Genomic DNA, 19,140 nt, shown 5'->3' with positions numbered 1-19,140 from the left:
AGCCGTGTTTCCAACTGTGTGATTCCTTGACGACAGGCTCCGGCCGTGAAACGTCGGCGGTCGAAGGGGCTCCCCGAGACGAGCCGGCACTGTCGAATAGGCGTGAAGTCCTGTCAACGCGATTTTGTGGCTTTTCCTGCATTTGTGCCCGTTTGAGGTCTTCATAGCCGCAAATATCGCATGCTAAGGCTTAAACAGGCAGGAATTGGTGCAAATCGTGTAAAAGATCGAGTCGACATCGGCGACGATTTCTCCCTTAATCGGCATCGAAAAGGTGTAGAAGCGGCGGCCAAGGGGACGGCGGACCCGGGCGTACGAGGCGCAACGAGGCGGATGAATTATTCCAAACGGCACGCCGAGATCCTGAAGCTGCTTCAGGATGAGGGTACGATTACGATCGCCCGCCTGGCCGACAGGCTGGGCGTCTCGCTGGAAACCGTACGGCGGGACGTGAAGCCGCTCGCCAGGGACGGCTCGGTGCTCAAAATGCACGGTGCGATCGGCCTGCCGTCGGTGGTCGGCGAGGCGCCTTTCGAGCGGCGCATGCGCGAGCAGGCCGACGCCAAGCGGTCGATTGCCAAACTCGTCGCCGCGACGATCGGCGACGGCGAATCCGTGATGCTCGACACCGGCACGACGACCAGCTTCCTCGCCCGTGAACTGCTCAACCACCGCCGCCTGACGGTGGTCACCAATTCTTCCGACATCGCGCGCACGCTGGCCACCGTGAACGGCAACAAGGTCTATATGGCCGGCGGTGAATTGCGCAGCGATTCAGGCGCCGCCTTCGGCGTCTCGGCGATCGAGTTCATCAGCCGCTTCAGCGTCAACCACGCCGTCATCACCGCCGGCGCCATCGACGTGGAGCACGGCGTCATGGACTATGTCCTGGAGGAGGCGGAGTTCGCACGTGTCGTGCTGACGCGCGGCTCGCGGGCGGTGGTCGTCACCGACCACACCAAATTCGGCCGTCAGGGCCTCGTCCAGGTCTGCGGCTTCGATGCCTTCGGCGAGCTCGCCACCGACCTGCCGCCGCCGCGCGACATCGCCGCCGCCATCGAAAAGGCAGGCGCCACGCTGCTGGTCGCCAATCCGCGCTAGGCCGGAGTTCACAGTCACGCCGCGACAGCCTGGTCGAACACCAGCGACTGATGGGCCGTCGCCCCGGCCAGTGCGCCGTCGGCCACCGCAAGCGCGACGCTGGGCGCCGGCCGGGCAAGGTCGCCCGCCGCGAACACCCCGCTCGCCGTCGTGCGCTTGCGGTCGTCGACCGTGACGAACGGACCGAACGGCCCCTCGGTCAGCGCGCAGCCGAGCAGCTCCGCGATGGCGCTCGACAGCCGCGCGCGAGGCTGTGTGAACAGCCCGGCGATCTCGACCCCGCGTCCTCCCGCAAGCCGCATCGTCAGTCCATTGGCGCCCGAGACCACGGCTTCGACCTTGGCGCGTTCGATGGTCACGCCATGCGCATCGAGCAGCTTCGCCTCGTCGGCGTTCGGCTCAAGCATGCCGTTCAGGAACAGCGTCACCGGACCCCATTCGCGCACCAGCATTGCCTGGTGCAGTGCGACCGGCCCGTTGGCGGCGAGCACGCCGAGCGCTTCGCCGCCGAACTCGTAGCCGTGACAGTAGGGGCAGTGCGCGACGCGCTTGCCCCATTCGTCCGCGAGCCCCGGAATGTCCGGCAGGGAATCGATGACGCCATGGGCAAGCACGATGCGTCGCGCGGTCATGCTGCGGCCGTCCGAACAGATCAGCGCGAACGCGTCGCTGTTTCCGGTCGCCGTCTCCACGCGCACCGGTTCGAAGCGCGCGGTGGGATACGCCGCGAGCTGCCGCCGCGCCTCGGCCAGCATGTCGGCGGGCCGCGCGCCGTCGCGCGTCAGGAAGCCGTGCGAAGCCGCGGCGAAGCGGTTGCGCGGCTCGCCGGCGTCGAACACGGTTACGCTGCGCCGGGCGCGCGCCAGTTGCAGGGCGGCGGACAGGCCGGCGAAGCTTCCGCCGATCACGGCGACGTCAATGTGCATGGTTGTTCTCCAGATAGGCTGTGATGCCGGGGCCGCAGCGGGCGGCCAGGTCCGCCAGCGTCACCTTGGCCAGGCGACGTGAAAGCAGTTGTTCGATCTCGTCGCGAACCCCGTCGAGCGCCTCGTTGACGGCGCGCTCCACGAGGCAGCGGGGGTTCTCGGGTTCGGTGCTGAACGGGATCAGCCGCTCGTCGAGCGCGGCTGCGACCTCGGCCAGCGTGATCTTGTCCGCCGGACGCGCAATCGTCCAGCCGCCGCCGTGCCCGCGCGTAGAGGAAAGGATCCCGGCGTCCCTGAGACCCGCCACCATGCGGCGCACGACCACCGGATTTGTATGCAGCCAGGAGGCGATCTCTTCCGATGTCATGGCGCGCCCGGGCATCTGCGCCATGTGGACGAGCGCGTGCAGGGAGGCGGAAAGCTTGCCGTTTCGTTTCATGCAACTTTTATAGTTACGAAAGATCGGACTGTCAAGCGCTCTGCCCGGCCCGTTCCCATCGGCTTGGCGCGCTGCTATCTGAGGCCATGGCCTTCACCATCAGGCAGTTGCAATATTTCGTCGCCGTCGCCGAACAGGGCACGGTCTCGCGGGCTGCCCAGAATCTGTCGATCTCGCAGTCGGCCGTCACCGAAGCGATCAAGGAGCTGGAAAGCGACCTCGGCGTCGAACTGTTCGAACGCCATCCGCGCGGGCTGAACATCACCCACAAGGGCCACCAGTTCCTGCGCCATGCCACCAAGATTCTTGCTGACGTCTCGGATGCGCGGCGTACATTTTTCAGCGACCGCGAGACGACCACCGGCCGGCTTCAACTCGGCGTCACCTCACTCGTCGCCGGCTATGTGCTGTCCGATCTCCTGGCGCGCTATCGGCGCGCCCACCCCGCCGTCGAGATATCGGCCATCGAGGACAATGGCGACTACCTCGAGCATCTGCTCGTCGGCGGCAAGCTCGACATCGCCGTCATGGTCACATCCAACCTGCGCGACCGCATGGCGCTGCAGTCCGAGATCCTGGAGGTCTCCGCCTACCGGCTCTGGCTGCCGCTCGGCCATCGCCTGGCCAGCGCCGAGATTATCAATCTCGGCGACATCGCGGCCGAGCCGCTGATCATGCTGACGGTCGACGAGATCGAGGAGAATACCGGCAAGCTCCTCAACGCGCTTGGCGCCCGCCCGCACGTTGCCTTTCGCACCCGCTCGGTGGAGGCCGTCCGCAGCCTCGTCGCCACCGGCGCCGGCGTCGCGCTGCTTCCCGACCTCGTCTACCGCCCCTGGTCGCTGGAAGGCGATCGCATCGAATCGCGCGATATCTCCGGCTCGCTTCCCGTCGTCCAGGTTGGCATGGTCTGGCGGCGCGGCTCCGGCCTGCCGCAGGCGGCGCGCGACTTCATCGGCATCGCGCAAACGCAGCACATGGCGCGCCGTTAGTGCCGCGCGCGCGGTCCGGACCCCACCTCTTCCGCCTTGAACGGCGCGATTGGAGCCGCCTCGAAGCGGCCGGCGCCGGCAAGTCGGACGGCCCGCCGGAATGTCGGGCAATCCATTGGCCGCTCGGCCGGGCATTTGGCGGCATGCCGCAATCCTTCCCTCATCGCGGTCAGGCGCGGGATGGTGCGGTCGAGTTCCGCCGCCTTGGCCTCCAGGCGCGCGCGGTCCATCCGCGGCAGGCCTTCGGGCGTCAGCATCTCTGCAATCTCGGCCAGCGCGAATCCGCTGGCGCGTCCGAGAGAAATCAGGGCGAGCCGTTCCAGCACGGCCGGGTCGAACAGCCGTTTCAGGCCGCGCCGGCCGATCGAGGCGATCAGGCCCTTTTCCTCGTAGTAGCGCAGTGTCGAGGCGGGCACGCCCGTGTGGCGCGACACTTCGACGATATCCAGATCTTTCATGCTTGACCTCAAGTCGGCTTGAACTCGTAGAGTGCTCGCGAAGACAGGCCGGAGCAACAGGAAACGAGGTCCGCCATGGAACAGTCTTCGCAGCCGAACTTGCAGCAGGCCGCGCTCTGGAACGACGGCAGCGGCAAAGCCTGGGTCGATCTGCAACCGGTCCTGGACGAGGTGCTGGCGCCGTTCGAACGGCTGGTGGTCGATGCCGGCTACCCCGGCGAGGGCGGCGCTGTTTTGGACATAGGTTGCGGCGCCGGGGCCACGACCCTGGCGATGGCGCGCCGCGTCGGCAAGTCCGGGCGCTGCGTCGGCGTCGACATCTCTGAGCCGCTTGTGGCTCTGGCGACAGCGCGCGCACAGGCGGAACGAACCGCGAATGCCGAATTCGTCGCAGCCGATGCGCAGACCTATGCGTTCGAGCCCGGTCGCTTCGACGCGGTTGTTTCGCGCTTCGGCGTCATGTTTTTCGACGATCCCGTGGCCGCCTTCGCCAATATCCGGCGCGCTGCGAGGCCGGGTGGCAGGCTTGCCTTCGTCGCTTGGCGTAGCCCTGCCGAGAACGACTTCATGACCGCCGCTGCGCGCGCAGCCGCCCCCTTCCTGCCGCCTGCGCCGCCGCCTGACCCGAATGCGCCCGGACAGTTCGCGTTCGCGGACGGCGCCAAGGTCTCGCGGATACTCGAAGCGAGCGGCTGGTCCTCGATCGAGGTTGAGCGAGCAGACGTCCGGTGCGAGACCTCCGAAGACAATCTGATGACCTATGTTACGCGGCTCGGGCCGGTCGGCGCCGCGCTGCGCGAGGTTGACCGCGCGACCGCCGAAAAGATCATGGCGTCCCTGCCCCCCGCGTTTGCCGGCTTTCGAAAGGACGGAGCAGCCCGCTTCAATGCAGCCTGCTGGCTGGTTAAGGCGCTCGCCTGATGCCGTAGCGTTATCGGAATTTCCGATAACGCCCTTCTGATAAATGAATTTGCGAAAGCGGCGCTTTCACGGCACGTTTCATCCAGGGATCATGCGGTCGCTAGAGAGCCGCCCCTGTCAATGGGAGATGTCACGATGAAATCGTTCCTGAAATCCTGCACTGCTATCGCGCTCGCCGTCAGCTTCTCAGGCCAGGCGGTCGCCCAGGAAATGCTCCAGTCGCTCGGCACCGGCGAAGGCGAAGTGTCGATTATCGCCTGGGCCGGCTATATCGAGCGCGGCGAGACCGACAAGAATTACGACTGGGTGACGGAGTTCGAGACCAAGACCGGCTGCAAGGTCAGCGTCAAGACCGCCGCGACCTCAGACGAGATGGTCGCGCTGATGAACGAGGGCGGCTTCGACCTTGTCACCGCCTCCGGCGATTCCTCGCTCCGCCTCGTCGCCGGCAAGCGTGTCCAGCCGATCAACACCGCGCTGATCCCGAGCTGGTCGACCATCGACGAGCGGCTCCAGAACGCGCCTTGGCACACCGTCGACGGCGTGCACTACGGCACTCCCTATGTGTGGGGCGCCAACGTCCTGATGTACAACACCAATGTCTTCAAGGAAGCGCCCAAGAGCTGGAACGTAGTCTTCGAGGAGATGACGCTCGGCGACGGCAAGTCGAACAAGGGCCGTGTCCAGGCCTATGACGGCCCTATCCATGTCGCCGACGCCGCCAACTACCTGATGTTCCACAAGCCGGAACTCGGCATCAAGGATCCCTACGAACTCACCGAGGACCAGTACAAGGCAGCGCTGGACCTGCTGCGCGTCCAGCGCACGCTGGTTGGCCGCTACTGGCACGACGCTTTCATCCAGATCGACGACTTCAAGAACGAGGGCGTGGTCGCGTCGGGCTCCTGGCCGTTCCAGGTCAACCTGCTTGCGTCCGAAAAGCAGCCCGTCGCTTCCGTCTTCCCGGAAGAAGGCATCACCGGCTGGGCGGATACGACCATGCTGCATGCCGACAGCGCGCATCCCAATTGCGCCTATATGTGGATGGAGCATTCCCTGTCGCCGAAGGTGCAGGGCGATGTCTCGGCCTGGTTCGGCACCGTTCCGTCCGTTCCCGCCGCATGCAAGGGCAATGCGCTGCTGACCGACGAGGGTTGCAAGACAAACGGCTACGAGAACTTTGAGAAGATCAGGTTCTGGAAGACGCCGACCACCAACTGCGCCACCCAGAACAACCAGTGCGTACCCTATTACCGCTGGGTCTCCGACTATATCGGCGTCATCGGCGGACGTTAAGAATCGCAGGCTCGGCACTGCCCCTCACCCTTACCCTCTCCCCGTAAGAACGGGGAGAGGGGGCGCCGACGTTGCGGCCATCTCTCCTCTCCCCGTTCTTACGGGAGAGGGATGCCGGCAGGCAGGTGAGGGGCGGCGCTCCGCTGCGGAATAGCGATGGAACTTCGCGGATGACCCCAGCTGTCTCGTTCAAGCAGGTCTCGCGTCACTTCGGCCAGGTCAAGGCCGTCGATGCCGTCGACCTCGATATCGGCGAGGGCGAATTCTTCGCCATGCTCGGACCCTCCGGTTCCGGCAAGACGACCTGTCTGCGCCTCATCGCCGGCTTCGAGCAGCCGACATCGGGAAGCATCGAGATTTTCGGCAGCCAAGCCGAGGGCGTCCCGCCCTACAGGCGCAACGTCAACACAGTCTTCCAGGACTATGCGCTCTTCCCGCATCTGAACGTGCTCGACAACGTCGCCTACGGCCTGATGGTCAAGGGCGTTGGCAGGACGGAACGCGAGCGCGAGGCCGAAACCGCGCTCGAAATGGTCAAGCTGCCGGGTTACGGCGCGCGCCGTCCCGGCCAGCTCTCCGGCGGCCAGCGCCAGCGTGTCGCGCTTGCCCGCGCGCTGGTCAACCGGCCGAAGGTGCTGCTGCTGGACGAGCCGCTCGGCGCGCTCGACCTCAAGCTGCGGGAGAACATGCAGGAGGAACTGAAGTCGCTGCAAAAGGCGCTTGGCATCACCTTCGTCTTCGTCACCCACGACCAGGGCGAGGCGCTGTCGATGGCGAACCGCATCGCTGTCTTCAACGATGGCCGCATCATGCAGGTCGGCTCGCCCGAGGATATCTACCAGCGGCCGAACTCGCGCTTCGTCGCCGATTTCGTCGGCTCTTCCAACGTGCTGCCGCCCGACTTCGTCGCCCGCCACGGCGGTCAGCGCCGCTGGGCGAGCCTGCGCCCGGAAGCGGTGCGCATCGTCGACGGCGAAGGCAGCGCGATCGCCGCAACCGTTGTCTCGCGCTCCTATCTCGGCGGTACGACGCGTCTCGGCCTCGACGTCGAGGGCCAACGCATCAACGCGCTTCTGCCCGCCGGCCAGCCACTGCCCGCCGAAGGCCAGTCCGTCCGCATCGGCTTCACGCCGGCTGACCTCCATCTGATGGATGACGCGGGATGACCGCCGCGGACGTAGCGCACCGCGTTGGCGCGAAGGGTGCGATCCTCCCCGATCGCGGCGGTCTATGGGGACACCTGTCCGACACCTTCTGGCGCAGGCCGAAGCTGCTTCTCTTCCTGATGCTGGCGCCACCGGTGCTCTGGCTCGGCATCGTTTATCTCGGCTCGCTGTTCGCGCTCTTGCTGCAGAGCTTTTTTTCGATCGACGAGTTCTCCGGCATGATCAACCGGCAGTTCACGCTGAAGACTTATGCCGACCTGCTGCAGCCGTCGAACATCGACATCATCCTGCGCACCGTCGTCATGGCGGCCGTGGTTACGCTTGCCTCGGTAGTCGTCGCCTTCCCGATCGCCTATTACGCGGCCCGCTACGCGCGCGGTAAATGGAAGGCGCTGTTCTATCTCGGCATCATGCTGCCCCTGTGGTCGAGCTATCTCGTCAAGATCTACGCCTGGAAGCTCATCCTCGCCAAGGAAGGCATCCTCACCTGGTTTTTCGAGAAGGTGCATCTGATGTGGCTCGTCGACGCGTGGCTGTCGTTGCCCATCGTCGGCGGCAATTCGCTGAGCTTTTCCTTCACCGGCACGTTCATCGTCTTCGTCTATGTCTGGCTGCCCTTCATGATCCTGCCGGTTCAGGCCTCACTCGAACGCGTGCCGGCCAATCTGGTCGAGGCTTCGTCGGACCTCGGCGCGACGCCCGCGCAAACCTTCCGCAACGTGCTCTTCCCGCTGGCGCTGCCCGGCATCGTCGCCGGCTCGATCTTCACCTTCTCGCTGACGCTGGGCGACTACATCATCCCTCAGATCATAGGCAATTCGCAGCTTTTCATCGGAATGGCCGTCTACGCACATCAGGGCACGGCCGGCAACATCCCGCTCGCCGCCGCCTTCACCGTGGTGCCGATCGTCGTCATGGGTTTCTACCTTTGGGGCGCCAAGCGTATGGGAGCGTTCGATGCGCTCTGACCTCCAGTCCGCCCCCCTTTCTCTCAAGATCGCCGCCGCCGCAGGCCTGCTCTTCCTGCATTTGCCCATCCTGTTGATTTTCGTCTACGCCTTTACCACCGAGGAAAAGAGCTACCAGTGGCCGCCGCCCGGCTTCACAACCCAGTGGCTCGCCGTCACCTGGAACCGGCCGGATGTCTGGCAGGCGCTCGGCCTCTCGGTGCAGGTCGGGGCGATCTCCACCGCCATCGCGCTGGTGCTCGGCACGCTCTGTGCCGCCGCCGTCAGCGGCTCGAAATTCTTCGGCCGCGAGACCATCTCGCTGCTGGTCATCCTGCCGATCGCGCTTCCCGGCATCATCACCGGCATAGCGCTGCGTTCGGCTTTCAGCCTGGCCGAAATCCCGTTCTCCATGTGGACAATCATCCTGGGACACGCCACCTTCTGCGTGGTCGTCGTCTACAACAATGCGGTAGCGCGCTTCCGCCGCGTCTCGGGTTCGCTCGTCGAAGCCTCGATGGACCTCGACGCCAACGGCTTCCAGACGTTCCGCTACTGCATCCTGCCCAACATCGGCACCGCGCTCGTCGCCGGCGGCATGCTCGCCTTCGCGCTGTCTTTCGATGAAGTGATCGTCACCACCTTCACCGCCGGCCAGCAGCAGACCCTGCCGATCTGGATGCTCGAGGAACTCGTGCGGCCACGCCAGCGCCCGGTCACCAATGTGGTGGCCATGGTCGTGGTTCTGGTGACGCTGCTGCCGATTCTCGCCGCCTATTACCTTACCCGCGACGGCGACCAGATCGCCGGTTCCGGCAAATAGCACGCTCAAGGAGGAATTCATGGACACCCAGATGCTCATCGGCTCGAAATTCGAAGCCGGCACCGAGACCGCCGAAGCCGTGCTCAACCCGCGCACCGGCAAGACCATCCTCGACATGCCGGAGGCGTCCCAGGGCCAGATCGACAAGGCCGTTGCAGCGGCCGGAAAAGCCTTCGCCACCTGGTCGCGCACCACGCCGGCGCAGCGCTCCGTCTATCTGCTGAAGATCGCCGAGCGCATCGAGGCCGAGGCAAAAGAGTTCGCCGCGCTCGAGGCTCTCAACTGCGGCAAGCCGGTCAACGCCGTGCTTAACGATGAGATCCCGGCGATCGTCGACTGCTACCGCTTCTTCGCCGGCGCGGTGCGCTCCATGCCCGGCCAAGTCGCCGGCGAATATCTCACCGGCCACACCTCGATGGTGCGCCGCGACCCGATCGGCATCGTCGCCTCCATCGCGCCGTGGAACTACCCGTTGATGATGATGGCGTGGAAGCTCGCACCGGCGATCGGCGGCGGCAACACGGTCGTCTTCAAGCCGTCCGAGCAGACGCCGCTGACGGCGCTTAAGCTGGCGAAGATCCTTGCCGGCATCCTGCCCGAAGGCGTCGTCAACGTCGTGCTCGGCCGCGGCAATACGGTCGGCAATGCGCTGATCAACCACCCCAAGGTCAACATGATCTCGATCACCGGCGATGTCGCCACCGGCAAGAAGGTGCTGGAGGCCGCCGCCAAGTCGGTCAAGCGCACCCATCTGGAGCTCGGCGGCAAGGCCCCGGTCATCGTCTTCGACGACGCCGACGTCGACGCGGTGGTGGGCGGCCTGCGCGCCTTCGGCTACTACAATGCCGGCCAGGACTGCACCGCCGCCTGCCGCGTCTATGCCGGCAAGAAGATCTACGACAAGCTCGTCGCCGATCTCTCGTCCGCCGTCTCGACTATCCGCTACGACAAGAAGGACGACACCGAGAACGAGATCGGCCCGCTGATTTCCAAGCGCCAGCGCGACCGTGTGGCGTCCTTCGTGGAGCGCGCTTCCGAGCTCAAGCACATCGAGATCACCACCGGCGGCAAGGTCGGCGACGGCACCGGCTTCTACTACCAGCCGACGGTGGTCGCCGGCGCGCTGCAGGAAGACGAGATCGTGCGCCGCGAGGTGTTCGGCCCGGTCGTCTCGGTAACGCGTTTCTCCGACGTCGACGAGGCGGTGACCTGGGCGAACGATTCGGACTACGGCCTCGCCTCCTCGGTCTGGACCAAGGACGTGTCGCGCGCCATGTCGACCGCCGCGCGCCTCCAGTACGGCTGCACCTGGATCAACACGCATTTCATGCTGACCAACGAGATGCCGCATGGCGGCCTCAAGCAGTCCGGCTACGGCAAGGACATGTCGCTCTATGCGCTGGAGGACTACACCGCCGTGCGCCACGTCATGATCGCACACGGGTAGCATCGCTCTCGGGAGAGCGTGGGAGAAAGCGGGCGCCGTTTGGCGTCCGCCTTCATGTCGGCGCTGCTATTCGACGACGCGGAATATCTGCCACTGGCTGGTGCCGGAGACGACGAAGGGCTCCATCTCCTTGCCCCATCTCGCGTGCGCGTCGAGCTTGCCGATGCGGGCGAAGAAATCCTCCAGTTTGGCGAGGCTTTCAACCTGGTGATGCGCCTCGACGGTGGCCTCCCGCGCTCCGATCGAGCCGGTCATGATCTGGAACTTCATCTCGGCGAGGCCGACCTGCGAGCCGACGTCGCGTTCCCACTGCCGCATGAGTTCCAGCACGCGCTGCTTGTTTCCGAACTTCGCGTCGATCTGCCATCTCGCACTGAACATGCTCGTCTCCCACGATTGATGTTGTCGAACTCTCGTTGTTCGCCCGTCCCCAAGCCTGGACAATGAACTGGCGCACGATGCGCGCTCCCGTGTCGGCGACCCAGGACAGCAAGGATCCTATCAGACCGCTGCGAACGCCGCACGTAGCCTCGCAGGCGTCCTTCCATTCCATCTGGTAGGACCAGAGTTTTCCGGCTAGCTTGGCGCGCAACAGAGGGAGGACGCATGAAAATCGGGTTCTGCATGTTCCTGTGGACGACCAACGTCACCGGGAAGCACACAAGGCTGCTCAAGGACATCAAGGCGACCGGCTATGACGGCGTCGAGATCCCGATCTTCGAGGGCGCGCCCGATGACTACAAGCGCCTCGGCGACATGCTGGACAGGATCGGGCTGGAGCGCACCGCCGTCACCGCCATGGGCGACCCCGGCATGAATTTGATCTCACCCGACGCCGCGACCCGCAAGAAGGGCATCGCCTACATGAAATGGGCGATCGACTGCGCTGCCGCGCTTGGCGCAAACAGCCTTTCAGGTCCGATGCATTCGACCTTGGGCGCCTTCTCAGGTGCCGGCCCTACTCCGGCCGAGAAGAAGCGTTCGGTGGCCTCGCAGCGTGCCATCGGCGACCATGCCGGCAACAAGGGCGTCACCATCGGCCTCGAGGCGCTGAACCGCTTCGAATGCTACCTGCTCAACACCATGGCCGACCTCTCCGCCCATGTCGACGAGATCGACCGTCCGCACATCAGGGCGATGTACGACACCTTCCACGCCAACATCGAGGAAGCCGACCCGATCGGCGCCTATACGAAGCATGCCGGGAACATCTGCCACATCCACATCTCGGAGAACGACCGCGGCGTGCCCGGCCGCGGCAACATCCCGTGGAAGAAGACTTTTGCCGCCATCCGAGAGAGCGGCTACGACGACTGGCTCACCATCGAATCCTTCGGGCGTGGGCTGAAGGATCTCGCCGCGGCGACAAAAGTCTGGCGCGATTTCGCCGAGAGCCCGGAAGCCGTCTACAAGGAAGGCTTCCAGCACATCAAGAGCCACTGGAAGAAGGCGGGGCGCTGAACCTTATCCGCTGGCGACGGCGCCAGCCTCGGCCGCCTGTTCAGCGGTCACGTGCGCGGTCGGACGCCGGACCTGCGCGGCGGCCTCCATCACGATCGGCTTAAGTCCCGCGCCGCCGGAATCCACCACTTCGAAGAAGTGGCGGCGCATGCGCGGCTCCCAGAACTTGTTGATGTGCTCGGCCACCCCGTGCACGCCTTCCTCATGCGGCTTCGATTCGAAGAAGGTGCCGATCTGGTTGGCCATGCGCACGATCTTGGCGATGCCCTGCGCGGCGTGGCTCTCTTCGTCATGCGACATTACGCGTTGCTCCGTCGGTCACGCGTTCGGGGTGGGTGAACACGTCGAAATCCTCGCCGCGCACCAGCGCCACCAGCGTCATGCCGGCTTCTTCCGCCGTGCGGATCGCAAGTGCGGTCGGCGCCGACACCGCGATGATGAAGGACGCGCCGATCGCCGCCGTCTTCTGCACCATCTCGACCGACACGCGTGACGTCACCACCACCGCGCCGGTCGATCCGTCGATACCCTTGCGGGTCAGCGCGCCGGCGAGCTTGTCGAGCGCATTGTGGCGGCCGACGTCTTCGCGCGCCAACACGATGCCTTTGCCAGGCACATAGAAGCCCGCGGCGTGCACTGCGCCGGTCTCGGCGTGCAGCGGCTGCACCTTGGACAACAGCTTCACCGACTGCACGATGTCGGCGGCCGAAAGCGTGATCGCCGCGCGCTCGACATTGTCGACCGAGCGCATCGCCTCCTCGATCGATTCGATGCCGCACAGGCCGCAGCCGACCGGCCCGGCAAGCCTGCGCCGGCGCGCCTGGAATTTCTGGTTCGCCTGGTCCTTGAGCCGGATCTGGATGTCGACGCCGGCGCCGTGCTCCTCCACCTCGATCGCCTCGATCTCATCGGGAGAATCGATGATGCCTTCGGTCAGCGAGAAGCCGAGCGCGAAATCCTCGAAGTCGGCGGGTGAGGCCATCATCACCGCATGCGTGGTGCCTGCAAAGGAGAACGCCACGGGCGTCTCTTCCGGCACCATGCGGTTGCCCGCGGCCGTGCCCGCCGCACGCCGCGCCAGCCTTGTCGCCTGGGTGAGGGGAGGGCGGATGCGCACTTTACTCCGCCGCCTCCAGATGACCCTCGATCCGCCGGCTCTTGCGCGAAAGCTCCTCATACTCCCGCTGCCAGCCGGTCGGGCCGTTCGACGGCGAGACCTGCACCGCCGTCACCTTGTATTCGGGGCAATTGGTCGCCCAGTCCGAATAGTCGGTGGTAATGACGTTGGCCTGCGTATCGGGGTGGTGGAAGGTCGTATAGACGACCCCCGTGGCGACGCGGTCGGTGATCAGCGCGCGCAGCGTCGTCTCGCCGGCACGGCTCGCCAGCCGCACCCAGTCGCCGTCGCGTATGCCGCGGTTCTCGGCGTCGTGTGGATGGATCTCCAGCCGGTCCTCGTCATGCCAGACGACATTCGCGGTTCGGCGCGTCTGCGCGCCGACATTGTACTGGCTGAGGATGCGTCCGGTGGTGAGCAGCAGCGGGAAGCGCGGCCCGGTCTTCTCGTCGGTCGCGACATATTCGGTGCGGATGAACTTGCCCTTGCCGCGCACGAAGTGGTCGATGTGCATGATCGGCGTGCCCAGCGGCGCCGCTTCGTTGCACGGCCACTGCACGGAGCCCATCTCGTCGAGATAGTCGTAGGACACCTTGGCGAAGGTCGGCGTGGTCTTGGCGATCTCGTCCATGATCTCGGACGGATGCCGGTAGTCCCATTGCAGACCCATCGCCTGGGCGAGCTTCTGGGTCACTTCCCAGTCGGCGAGGCCGTTCTTCGGGGCCATCACCTTGCGCACGCGGTTGATGCGGCGCTCCGCATTGGTGAATGTGCCGTCCTTCTCCAGGAAGGTCGAGCCGGGCAGGAAGACGTGGGCGTAATTCGCCGTCTCGTTAAGGAACAGGTCATGCACGACGACGCATTCCATCGCGGCAAGGCCGGCCGAGACGTGCTTGGTGTCGGGATCGGACTGGAGAATGTCCTCGCCCTGGATGTAGATGCCCTTGAACGTGCCCTCGACAGCCGCGTCGAGCATGTTGGGGATGCGCAGGCCGGGTTCGTTGTCGAGCTTCACGCCCCACAGGCTTTCATAGATGTCGCGCACGGCGTCGCCGGAGATGTGCCGGTAGCCCGGCAGTTCGTGCGGGAACGACCCCATGTCGCAGGCGCCCTGCACGTTGTTCTGGCCGCGCAGCGGGTTCACGCCGACGCCCTTGCGGCCGATATTGCCGGTCAGCATGGCGAGGTTGGCGATGGCGATGACCGTGGTCGAGCCCTGGCTGTGCTCGGTCACGCCGAGCCCGTAGTAGATCGCGCCATTGCCGCCGGTCGCGTAGAGCCGCGCCGCCCCGCGTATCGCGTCGGCCGGCACGCCCGACAGCTTCTCGACCTCCTCGGGGCTGTGGCGCGGATCGGAGACGAACGCCGCATAGTCCTGGAACTCGGCCCAGTCGCAGCGCTCGCGGATGAAGGCCTCGTCGAACAGGCCCTCGGTGACGATGACATGCGCCAGCGCGGTGATCACGGCGACATTGGTGCCGGGCTTCAGCGGCAAATGGTAGTCGGCCTCCATGTGAACCGACTTCACCATTTCGGTGCGGCGCGGGTCGATGACGATCAGCTTGGCGCCCGGTTTTCCGGGAGTGCCGCGCAGCCGCTTCTTCAGCCGCGATGCGAACACCGGATGCGCCGAAACAGGATTGGCGCCGATGATGACAGCAACGTCCGTGTGTTCGACCGAGTCGAAGTCCTGCGTGCCGGCCGACGTGCCGTAGGTCTGGCCGAGCCCGTAGCCGGTCGGCGAATGGCAGACGCGGGCGCAGGTGTCGACATTGTTGTTGCCGAAACCCTGCCTCACCAGCTTCTGGACGAGATAGGTCTCCTCGTTGGTGCAGCGCGACGAGGTGATGCCCCCGACCGAGCCGCGTCCGTACTGGTACTGAATGCGGCGGAATTCGCCGGCGATGTGTTTGAACGCCTCGTCCCAGGTGACTTCGCGCCAGGGGTCGGCGATGTTCTCGCGGATCATAGGGTTGAGGATGCGCTCCTTATGAGTGGTGTAGCCCCAGGCGAAGCGGCCCTTGACGCAGCTATGGCCGCGGTTGGCCTTGCCGTCCTTCCACGGCACCATGCGAACGACTTCCTCGCCCTTCATCTCCGCTTTGAACGAGCAGCCGACGCCGCAATAGGCGCAGGTCGTCACCACCGAATGTTCGGGCATGCCCATTTCGAGCACGGTCTTCTCGCGCAGCGCGTCGGTCGGACAGGCCTGCACGCAGGCGCCGCAGGAGACGCATTCGCTTTCCAGGAAGGGCTGGTGCATGCCGGCCGCCATGCGGCTCTCGAAGCCGCGCCCCTCGATGGTCAGCGCGAAAGTGCCCTGCACTTCCTCGCAGGCGCGCACGCAGCGCGAGCAGACGATGCACTGGGCGGGGTCGTAGGTGAAATACGGGTTCGATTCGTCGCGGGCGATGTAGTCGACCATCAGCGAGCCGTGACCCGGCGCGACACCGCCGTCGGGCTGGACGTGGTTGCGGCCCTGCGTGCCGTAGCGGTTCTCGGTCAGGCCGACCGACGCCACCACCTGGTCGAATTCGCTGGCGCCCGTACGGGCGCCCGGCGCGGCGGGTCCGCCCCAGGCCGACGGATGATCGGAAACATAGAGTTCCATCACGCCACGGCGGATGGCGTTCAACCGGTCGGACTGCGTGTGCACCACCATGCCCTCGCCGACCGGCGTCGTGCAGGATGCCGGCGTGCCGCCGCGCCCCTCGATCTCGACCAGGCAGACGCGGCAGGAGCCGAATGCGTCGATCATGTCGGTGGCGCAGAGCTTCGGGATTTCGACGCCGGCCTCCATCGACGCCCGCATGATCGACGTGCCTTCGGGCACGGTGATCGGCCTGCCGTCGACAACAAGCGTCACCTGCGTCTCGGACAAAGAGGCCGGCGTGCCGTAGTCGGTTTCCTGGATCAGCGATTTGAACTCGGGCAAGGCGTTCATGGTCGTCCGCTCCTATTCCGCGGCTTGCGCGATCGGCGATGGCCGAAAATCGTCGGGGAAGTGATTGATCGCGCTCATCACCGGATAGGGAGTGAAACCCCCGAGCGCGCAAAGCGATCCGAACTTCATCGTGTTGCAGAGATCGGTGACGAGCTCGAGCTGCCTTTGTGGCTCGATATTCTGCGCGATCCTGTCCAGCGTCTCGACGCCGCGCTGCGAGCCGATGCGGCAGGGCGTGCACTTGCCGCAGCTTTCGATGGCGCAGAATTCCATGGCGAAACGCGCCTGCTTCAGCATGTCTGCCGTGTCGTCGAACACCACGATGCCCGCGTGCCCGATCAGCCCGTCCTTGGCTGCGAACGCCTCATAGTCGAACGGCGTGTCGAACAGGGCGCGGGGGAAATAGGCACCGAGCGGCCCGCCGACCTGCACCGCCTTCACCGGCCGGCCGGTCGCCGTGCCGCCGCCGATCTCGTCGACGATCTCGCCGAGCGTGAGGCCGAAGGCCGCCTCGAACAGGCCGCCATGCTTCACGTTGCCGGCGATCTGGATCGGGATCGTGCCGCGCGAACGGCCCATGCCGAAGTCTTTGTAGTACGCGCCGCCCCTGTCCATGATGATGGGCACGGACGCCAGCGAGATGACGTTGTTGATGACGGTCGGCTTGCCGAACAATCCTTGGATCGCCGGCAACGGAGGCTTTGCCCTGACCACGCCGCGCTTGCCTTCGAGCGAATTCATCAGCGAGGTTTCCTCGCCGCAGACATACGCCCCGGCGCCGGTCCTGATCTCGATGTCGAAGGCGTTTGGCGACCCCAGTACGTTCGTCCCGAGCACGCCGTTCCTGCGGGCGATCTCGACGGCGCGCGTCATGGTTGCGACCGCATGCGGGTACTCGGAGCGGATGTAGACGAAGCCCTTGGTCGCGCCTGTCGCGATGCCCGCGATCGCCATGCCCTCGATGAGCACGAAAGGATCGCCTTCCATGATCATTCTGTCGGCAAAAGTGCCGGAATCGCCCTCGTCGGCGTTGCAGAGAACAAATTTTCGGTCGGAAACGGTCTCCAAAACCGTCTTCCATTTGATTCCAGTGGGAAATCCAGCGCCGCCTCTGCCGCGCAGCCCGGAATCTATCAACGTCTGCACAATCTCTGCCGGCGTCGTCGCCACCGCATTCGCCAGGCCTCTGAGGCCGCCATGCGCCCTGTAATCGTCGAGCGACAGCGGATCGGTGACGCCGCAGCGCGCGAAGGTCAGCCGCGTCTGCTTCGCCAGAAACGGAATTTCTTCGGGATTTCCGAGAGATAGCTTATGCGCTCCGCCGGACACCAGACCTGCGTCGAAGAGCGACGGCACGTCCTTCGCGTTGACCGGACCATAGGCGACACGTCCCGAATCGGTCTCGACCTCGACCATCGGCTCCAGGAAATACGCTCCGCGCGAGCCGTTGCGGACGATCCTGGCATCGATACCCCGCGCGGCAATCTCCTTCTCGACCGCCCTGGCGACCTTCTCCGCGCCGAGCGACAGGGCGCCGGAATCGCAAGGAATATAAAGGGTTACCGTCATAGCCTGACCTCAGCGGCGATCGCTTCGATCTTCTCGGCGTCGAGCCTGCCGATCACCTCGCCGTCGAGCATCGCCGACGGCGCGCACGCGCAGAGGCCCAAGCAGTAGACTGGTTCCAGCGTGACGGAACCGTCCTTCGTCGTCTCGTGGAAGCCTATGCCGAGCAGCTGCTGGAGCTGCGCCGCGATGGCGTCGCCGCCCATCGACTGGCAGGCCTCCGCGCGGCAGAGCTTCAGCACGTGCCGGCCGGCCGGATGGTTGCGGTAGTCGTGATAAAACGTAACGACTCCATGCACTTCGGCCCTGGAGAGGTTGAGCGCATCGGCGATGACAGGCAGCGATTCGCCCGGCACATAGCCGAACTCTTCCTGGATGCCGTGCAGGATGGGCAAGAGCGGGCCTTCGAGGCCCTTCAACTCGTTGATCACCGCGCTCGCGCGCGATACGATTTCGGTACTTGCGGGCTGCATGGTCAAGCAGCGCCCTCCCTATCGAGCGAATTGATCGCCAAGTCGTCACCAAACCAGACGAATAGCGTCGAATCAATAAAGCGGTTTCGTCGTTTGATAGAAATGATCTATCAAAGACGCCTTAGGCATCATTAGCTCGAGGGCTTGGCCTGAACCCTTCCGCCAGCGCCATCGCCTCGTCCAGCAGCGCCGCGACCAGCGGCGTATGAGGCTCGCGCGGTGCCGCCACCAGCCCGACCGTGTGGCTGGCGTCCGGTTCGACGATCGGAATGGCGCGGATCGGCTCGGCGAAGCCGAATGTTTCCGTGAGGTTGAGCGGCATGATCGACGACCATTTCCCGGTGCGGATGTGGGAAAACAGAACGATCATCGAGTTCGATTCCAGCGTCGGCCTCGCCACCACGCCGGCCTCGGCCAGATGCTGGTCGATGATGCGCCGGTTCTGCATGTTGGGCGTGAGCAGGCAGAGCGGCAGCCGGCTCACCTCCGCCCAGGTCACGGTGGTTTGATCCGAATGCGGATTACCCGCCGCCGTGATGAGCTGGTAGCGCTCGGAATAGAGCGGCACGCTGGTGACGCGGCCGAGCGGTTCGTTGTCGAGATAGGTGATGCCGGCGTCGACGTCGAAATTGCCGAGCAGCGTCAGCACCTCGATCGACGTCCTGGACAGCACAGAGAACGTGACGCCCGGATGCTTTTCGCGGAACGGCGTGGTCAGCCGCTGCACCATCGCGAGTGCCGTGGGGATCGCCGCGATCCGGATATGGCCCGAAAGGCCGTGCCGCGCGGCACGCATCTCCTGGCGCATGGTGCGCGCGTCGCCGGTAATGCGCCGCGCCCAGACCAGCACCTGCTCGCCCTCCGGCGTCAGCCCCTGGAAGCGCGAGCCGCGCTTCACCAGCATCACGCCGAGCTGCCCCTCCAATTGCTTGATCGCCGCCGAAAGCGTCGGCTGCGTGATGCCGAGCTGCTCGGCAGCTCGGCCGAAATGCTCTTCCTTGGCGAGCGCGATGAAGAATTCGAGCTTGTCGATCATGGCAACAAGCATACACATGTGCCGGCC

Annotated in this window: 19 protein-coding genes; 9 read left to right on the top strand and 10 right to left on the bottom strand. The window is 65.2% G+C overall.

What is annotated here, in order from left to right; genetic code table 11:
* The first annotated feature begins 333 nt into the window (after positions 1–333).
* The gene (locus ABLE71_RS03405; protein ID WP_348781949.1) at positions 334–1,101 is read left to right on the top strand and encodes a DeoR/GlpR family DNA-binding transcription regulator; all 768 of its coding nucleotides are present in this window, start codon (positions 334–336) and stop codon (positions 1,099–1,101) included.
* Positions 1,102–1,115: 14 nt separating this feature from the next.
* Here ABLE71_RS03405 and ABLE71_RS03400 read toward each other — a convergent pair whose 3' ends face one another.
* Positions 1,116–2,027 (bottom strand): NAD(P)/FAD-dependent oxidoreductase, encoded by a 912-nt coding sequence (locus ABLE71_RS03400; RefSeq protein WP_348781948.1) that lies wholly within the window; start codon positions 2,025–2,027, stop codon positions 1,116–1,118.
* Positions 2,017–2,466 (bottom strand): Rrf2 family transcriptional regulator, encoded by a 450-nt coding sequence (locus tag ABLE71_RS03395; RefSeq protein WP_348781947.1) that lies wholly within the window; start codon positions 2,464–2,466, stop codon positions 2,017–2,019. The genes ABLE71_RS03400 and ABLE71_RS03395 overlap by 11 nt, the downstream gene beginning before the upstream one ends.
* Positions 2,467–2,552: 86 nt before the next feature.
* Here ABLE71_RS03395 and ABLE71_RS03390 point away from each other — a divergent pair, with 86 nt between their 5' ends.
* The gene (locus ABLE71_RS03390) at positions 2,553–3,458 is read left to right on the top strand and encodes a LysR family transcriptional regulator (RefSeq protein WP_348781946.1); all 906 of its coding nucleotides are present in this window, start codon (positions 2,553–2,555) and stop codon (positions 3,456–3,458) included.
* Here the strand turns inward: ABLE71_RS03390 and ABLE71_RS03385 are convergent.
* Positions 3,455–3,916 (bottom strand): helix-turn-helix domain-containing protein, encoded by a 462-nt coding sequence (locus ABLE71_RS03385; protein ID WP_348781945.1) that lies wholly within the window; start codon positions 3,914–3,916, stop codon positions 3,455–3,457. The genes ABLE71_RS03390 and ABLE71_RS03385 overlap by 4 nt on opposite strands.
* Positions 3,917–3,991: 75 nt before the next feature.
* Between ABLE71_RS03385 and ABLE71_RS03380 the strand changes: the two genes are divergently transcribed.
* The 6 genes from ABLE71_RS03380 to ABLE71_RS03355 all read left to right on the top strand — a co-directional run bounded on the left by ABLE71_RS03380 (position 3,992) and on the right by ABLE71_RS03355 (position 10,516).
* A complete protein-coding gene (locus ABLE71_RS03380; protein WP_348781944.1) occupies positions 3,992–4,837 on the top strand; it encodes a class I SAM-dependent methyltransferase in 846 nt (281 codons plus the stop codon).
* Between the two features lie 135 nt (positions 4,838–4,972).
* Positions 4,973–6,133 (top strand): ABC transporter substrate-binding protein, encoded by a 1,161-nt coding sequence (locus tag ABLE71_RS03375; RefSeq protein ID WP_348781943.1) that lies wholly within the window; start codon positions 4,973–4,975, stop codon positions 6,131–6,133.
* Positions 6,134–6,303: 170 nt separating this feature from the next.
* A complete protein-coding gene (locus ABLE71_RS03370; protein ID WP_348781942.1) occupies positions 6,304–7,299 on the top strand; it encodes an ABC transporter ATP-binding protein in 996 nt (331 codons plus the stop codon).
* On the top strand, positions 7,296–8,267 hold the full coding sequence (locus tag ABLE71_RS03365) for an ABC transporter permease (RefSeq protein ID WP_348781941.1): 972 nt from the start codon (positions 7,296–7,298) through the stop codon (positions 8,265–8,267). Before ABLE71_RS03370 ends, ABLE71_RS03365 begins: the two co-directional genes overlap by 4 nt.
* Positions 8,257–9,069, top strand: a complete 813-nt coding sequence (locus tag ABLE71_RS03360) for an ABC transporter permease (protein ID WP_348781940.1) — start codon at positions 8,257–8,259, stop codon at positions 9,067–9,069. Before ABLE71_RS03365 ends, ABLE71_RS03360 begins: the two co-directional genes overlap by 11 nt.
* A 19-nt stretch (positions 9,070–9,088) precedes the next feature.
* Entirely contained in the window at positions 9,089–10,516 is a 1,428-nt protein-coding gene (locus tag ABLE71_RS03355) for a gamma-aminobutyraldehyde dehydrogenase (RefSeq protein ID WP_348781939.1), read from the top strand.
* A gap of 66 nt (positions 10,517–10,582) precedes the next feature.
* Here ABLE71_RS03355 and ABLE71_RS03350 read toward each other — a convergent pair whose 3' ends face one another.
* Positions 10,583–10,897 carry a hypothetical protein gene (locus ABLE71_RS03350; RefSeq protein ID WP_348781938.1) on the bottom strand — a complete coding sequence of 105 codons (315 nt, stop codon included), beginning with the start codon at positions 10,895–10,897 and terminating at the stop codon, positions 10,583–10,585.
* A 225-nt stretch (positions 10,898–11,122) separates the two neighbouring features.
* On the opposite strand from ABLE71_RS03350, the gene ABLE71_RS03345 reads away from it, so the two are divergent.
* Complete coding sequence (locus ABLE71_RS03345) at positions 11,123–11,977, top strand: sugar phosphate isomerase/epimerase (protein ID WP_348781937.1); 855 nt, start codon at positions 11,123–11,125, stop codon at positions 11,975–11,977.
* Positions 11,978–11,980: 3 nt separating this feature from the next.
* On the opposite strand, the gene ABLE71_RS03340 is transcribed toward ABLE71_RS03345, so the two are convergent.
* The 6 genes from ABLE71_RS03340 to ABLE71_RS03315 all read right to left on the bottom strand — a co-directional run bounded on the left by ABLE71_RS03340 (position 11,981) and on the right by ABLE71_RS03315 (position 19,113).
* Complete coding sequence (locus tag ABLE71_RS03340; RefSeq protein ID WP_348781936.1) at positions 11,981–12,277, bottom strand: formate dehydrogenase subunit delta; 297 nt, start codon at positions 12,275–12,277, stop codon at positions 11,981–11,983.
* Positions 12,267–13,094 (bottom strand): formate dehydrogenase accessory sulfurtransferase FdhD, encoded by an 828-nt coding sequence (gene fdhD, locus ABLE71_RS03335; RefSeq protein WP_348781935.1) that lies wholly within the window; start codon positions 13,092–13,094, stop codon positions 12,267–12,269. Before fdhD ends, ABLE71_RS03340 begins: the two co-directional genes overlap by 11 nt.
* A gap of 1 nt (position 13,095) precedes the next feature.
* Complete coding sequence (gene fdhF / locus ABLE71_RS03330) at positions 13,096–16,038, bottom strand: formate dehydrogenase subunit alpha (RefSeq protein WP_348781934.1); 2,943 nt, start codon at positions 16,036–16,038, stop codon at positions 13,096–13,098.
* 12 nt (positions 16,039–16,050) lie between these two features.
* Positions 16,051–17,607 (bottom strand): NADH-quinone oxidoreductase subunit NuoF, encoded by a 1,557-nt coding sequence (locus ABLE71_RS03325; protein WP_348781933.1) that lies wholly within the window; start codon positions 17,605–17,607, stop codon positions 16,051–16,053.
* Positions 17,604–18,083, bottom strand: a complete 480-nt coding sequence (locus ABLE71_RS03320; RefSeq protein WP_348781932.1) for a formate dehydrogenase subunit gamma — start codon at positions 18,081–18,083, stop codon at positions 17,604–17,606. The genes ABLE71_RS03325 and ABLE71_RS03320 overlap by 4 nt, the downstream gene beginning before the upstream one ends.
* Before the next feature lie 115 nt (positions 18,084–18,198).
* Positions 18,199–19,113, bottom strand: coding sequence for a LysR family transcriptional regulator (locus ABLE71_RS03315; RefSeq protein WP_348783651.1), 915 nt, complete (start codon positions 19,111–19,113; stop codon positions 18,199–18,201).
* Positions 19,114–19,140: the final 27 nt, after the last annotated feature.

This window comes from Mesorhizobium sp. KR9-304 (genome assembly GCF_040049215.1).
Classification (GTDB): Bacteria; Pseudomonadota; Alphaproteobacteria; order Rhizobiales; family Rhizobiaceae; genus Mesorhizobium_K.
This window is presented reverse-complemented; position numbering and strand designations above follow the sequence as displayed.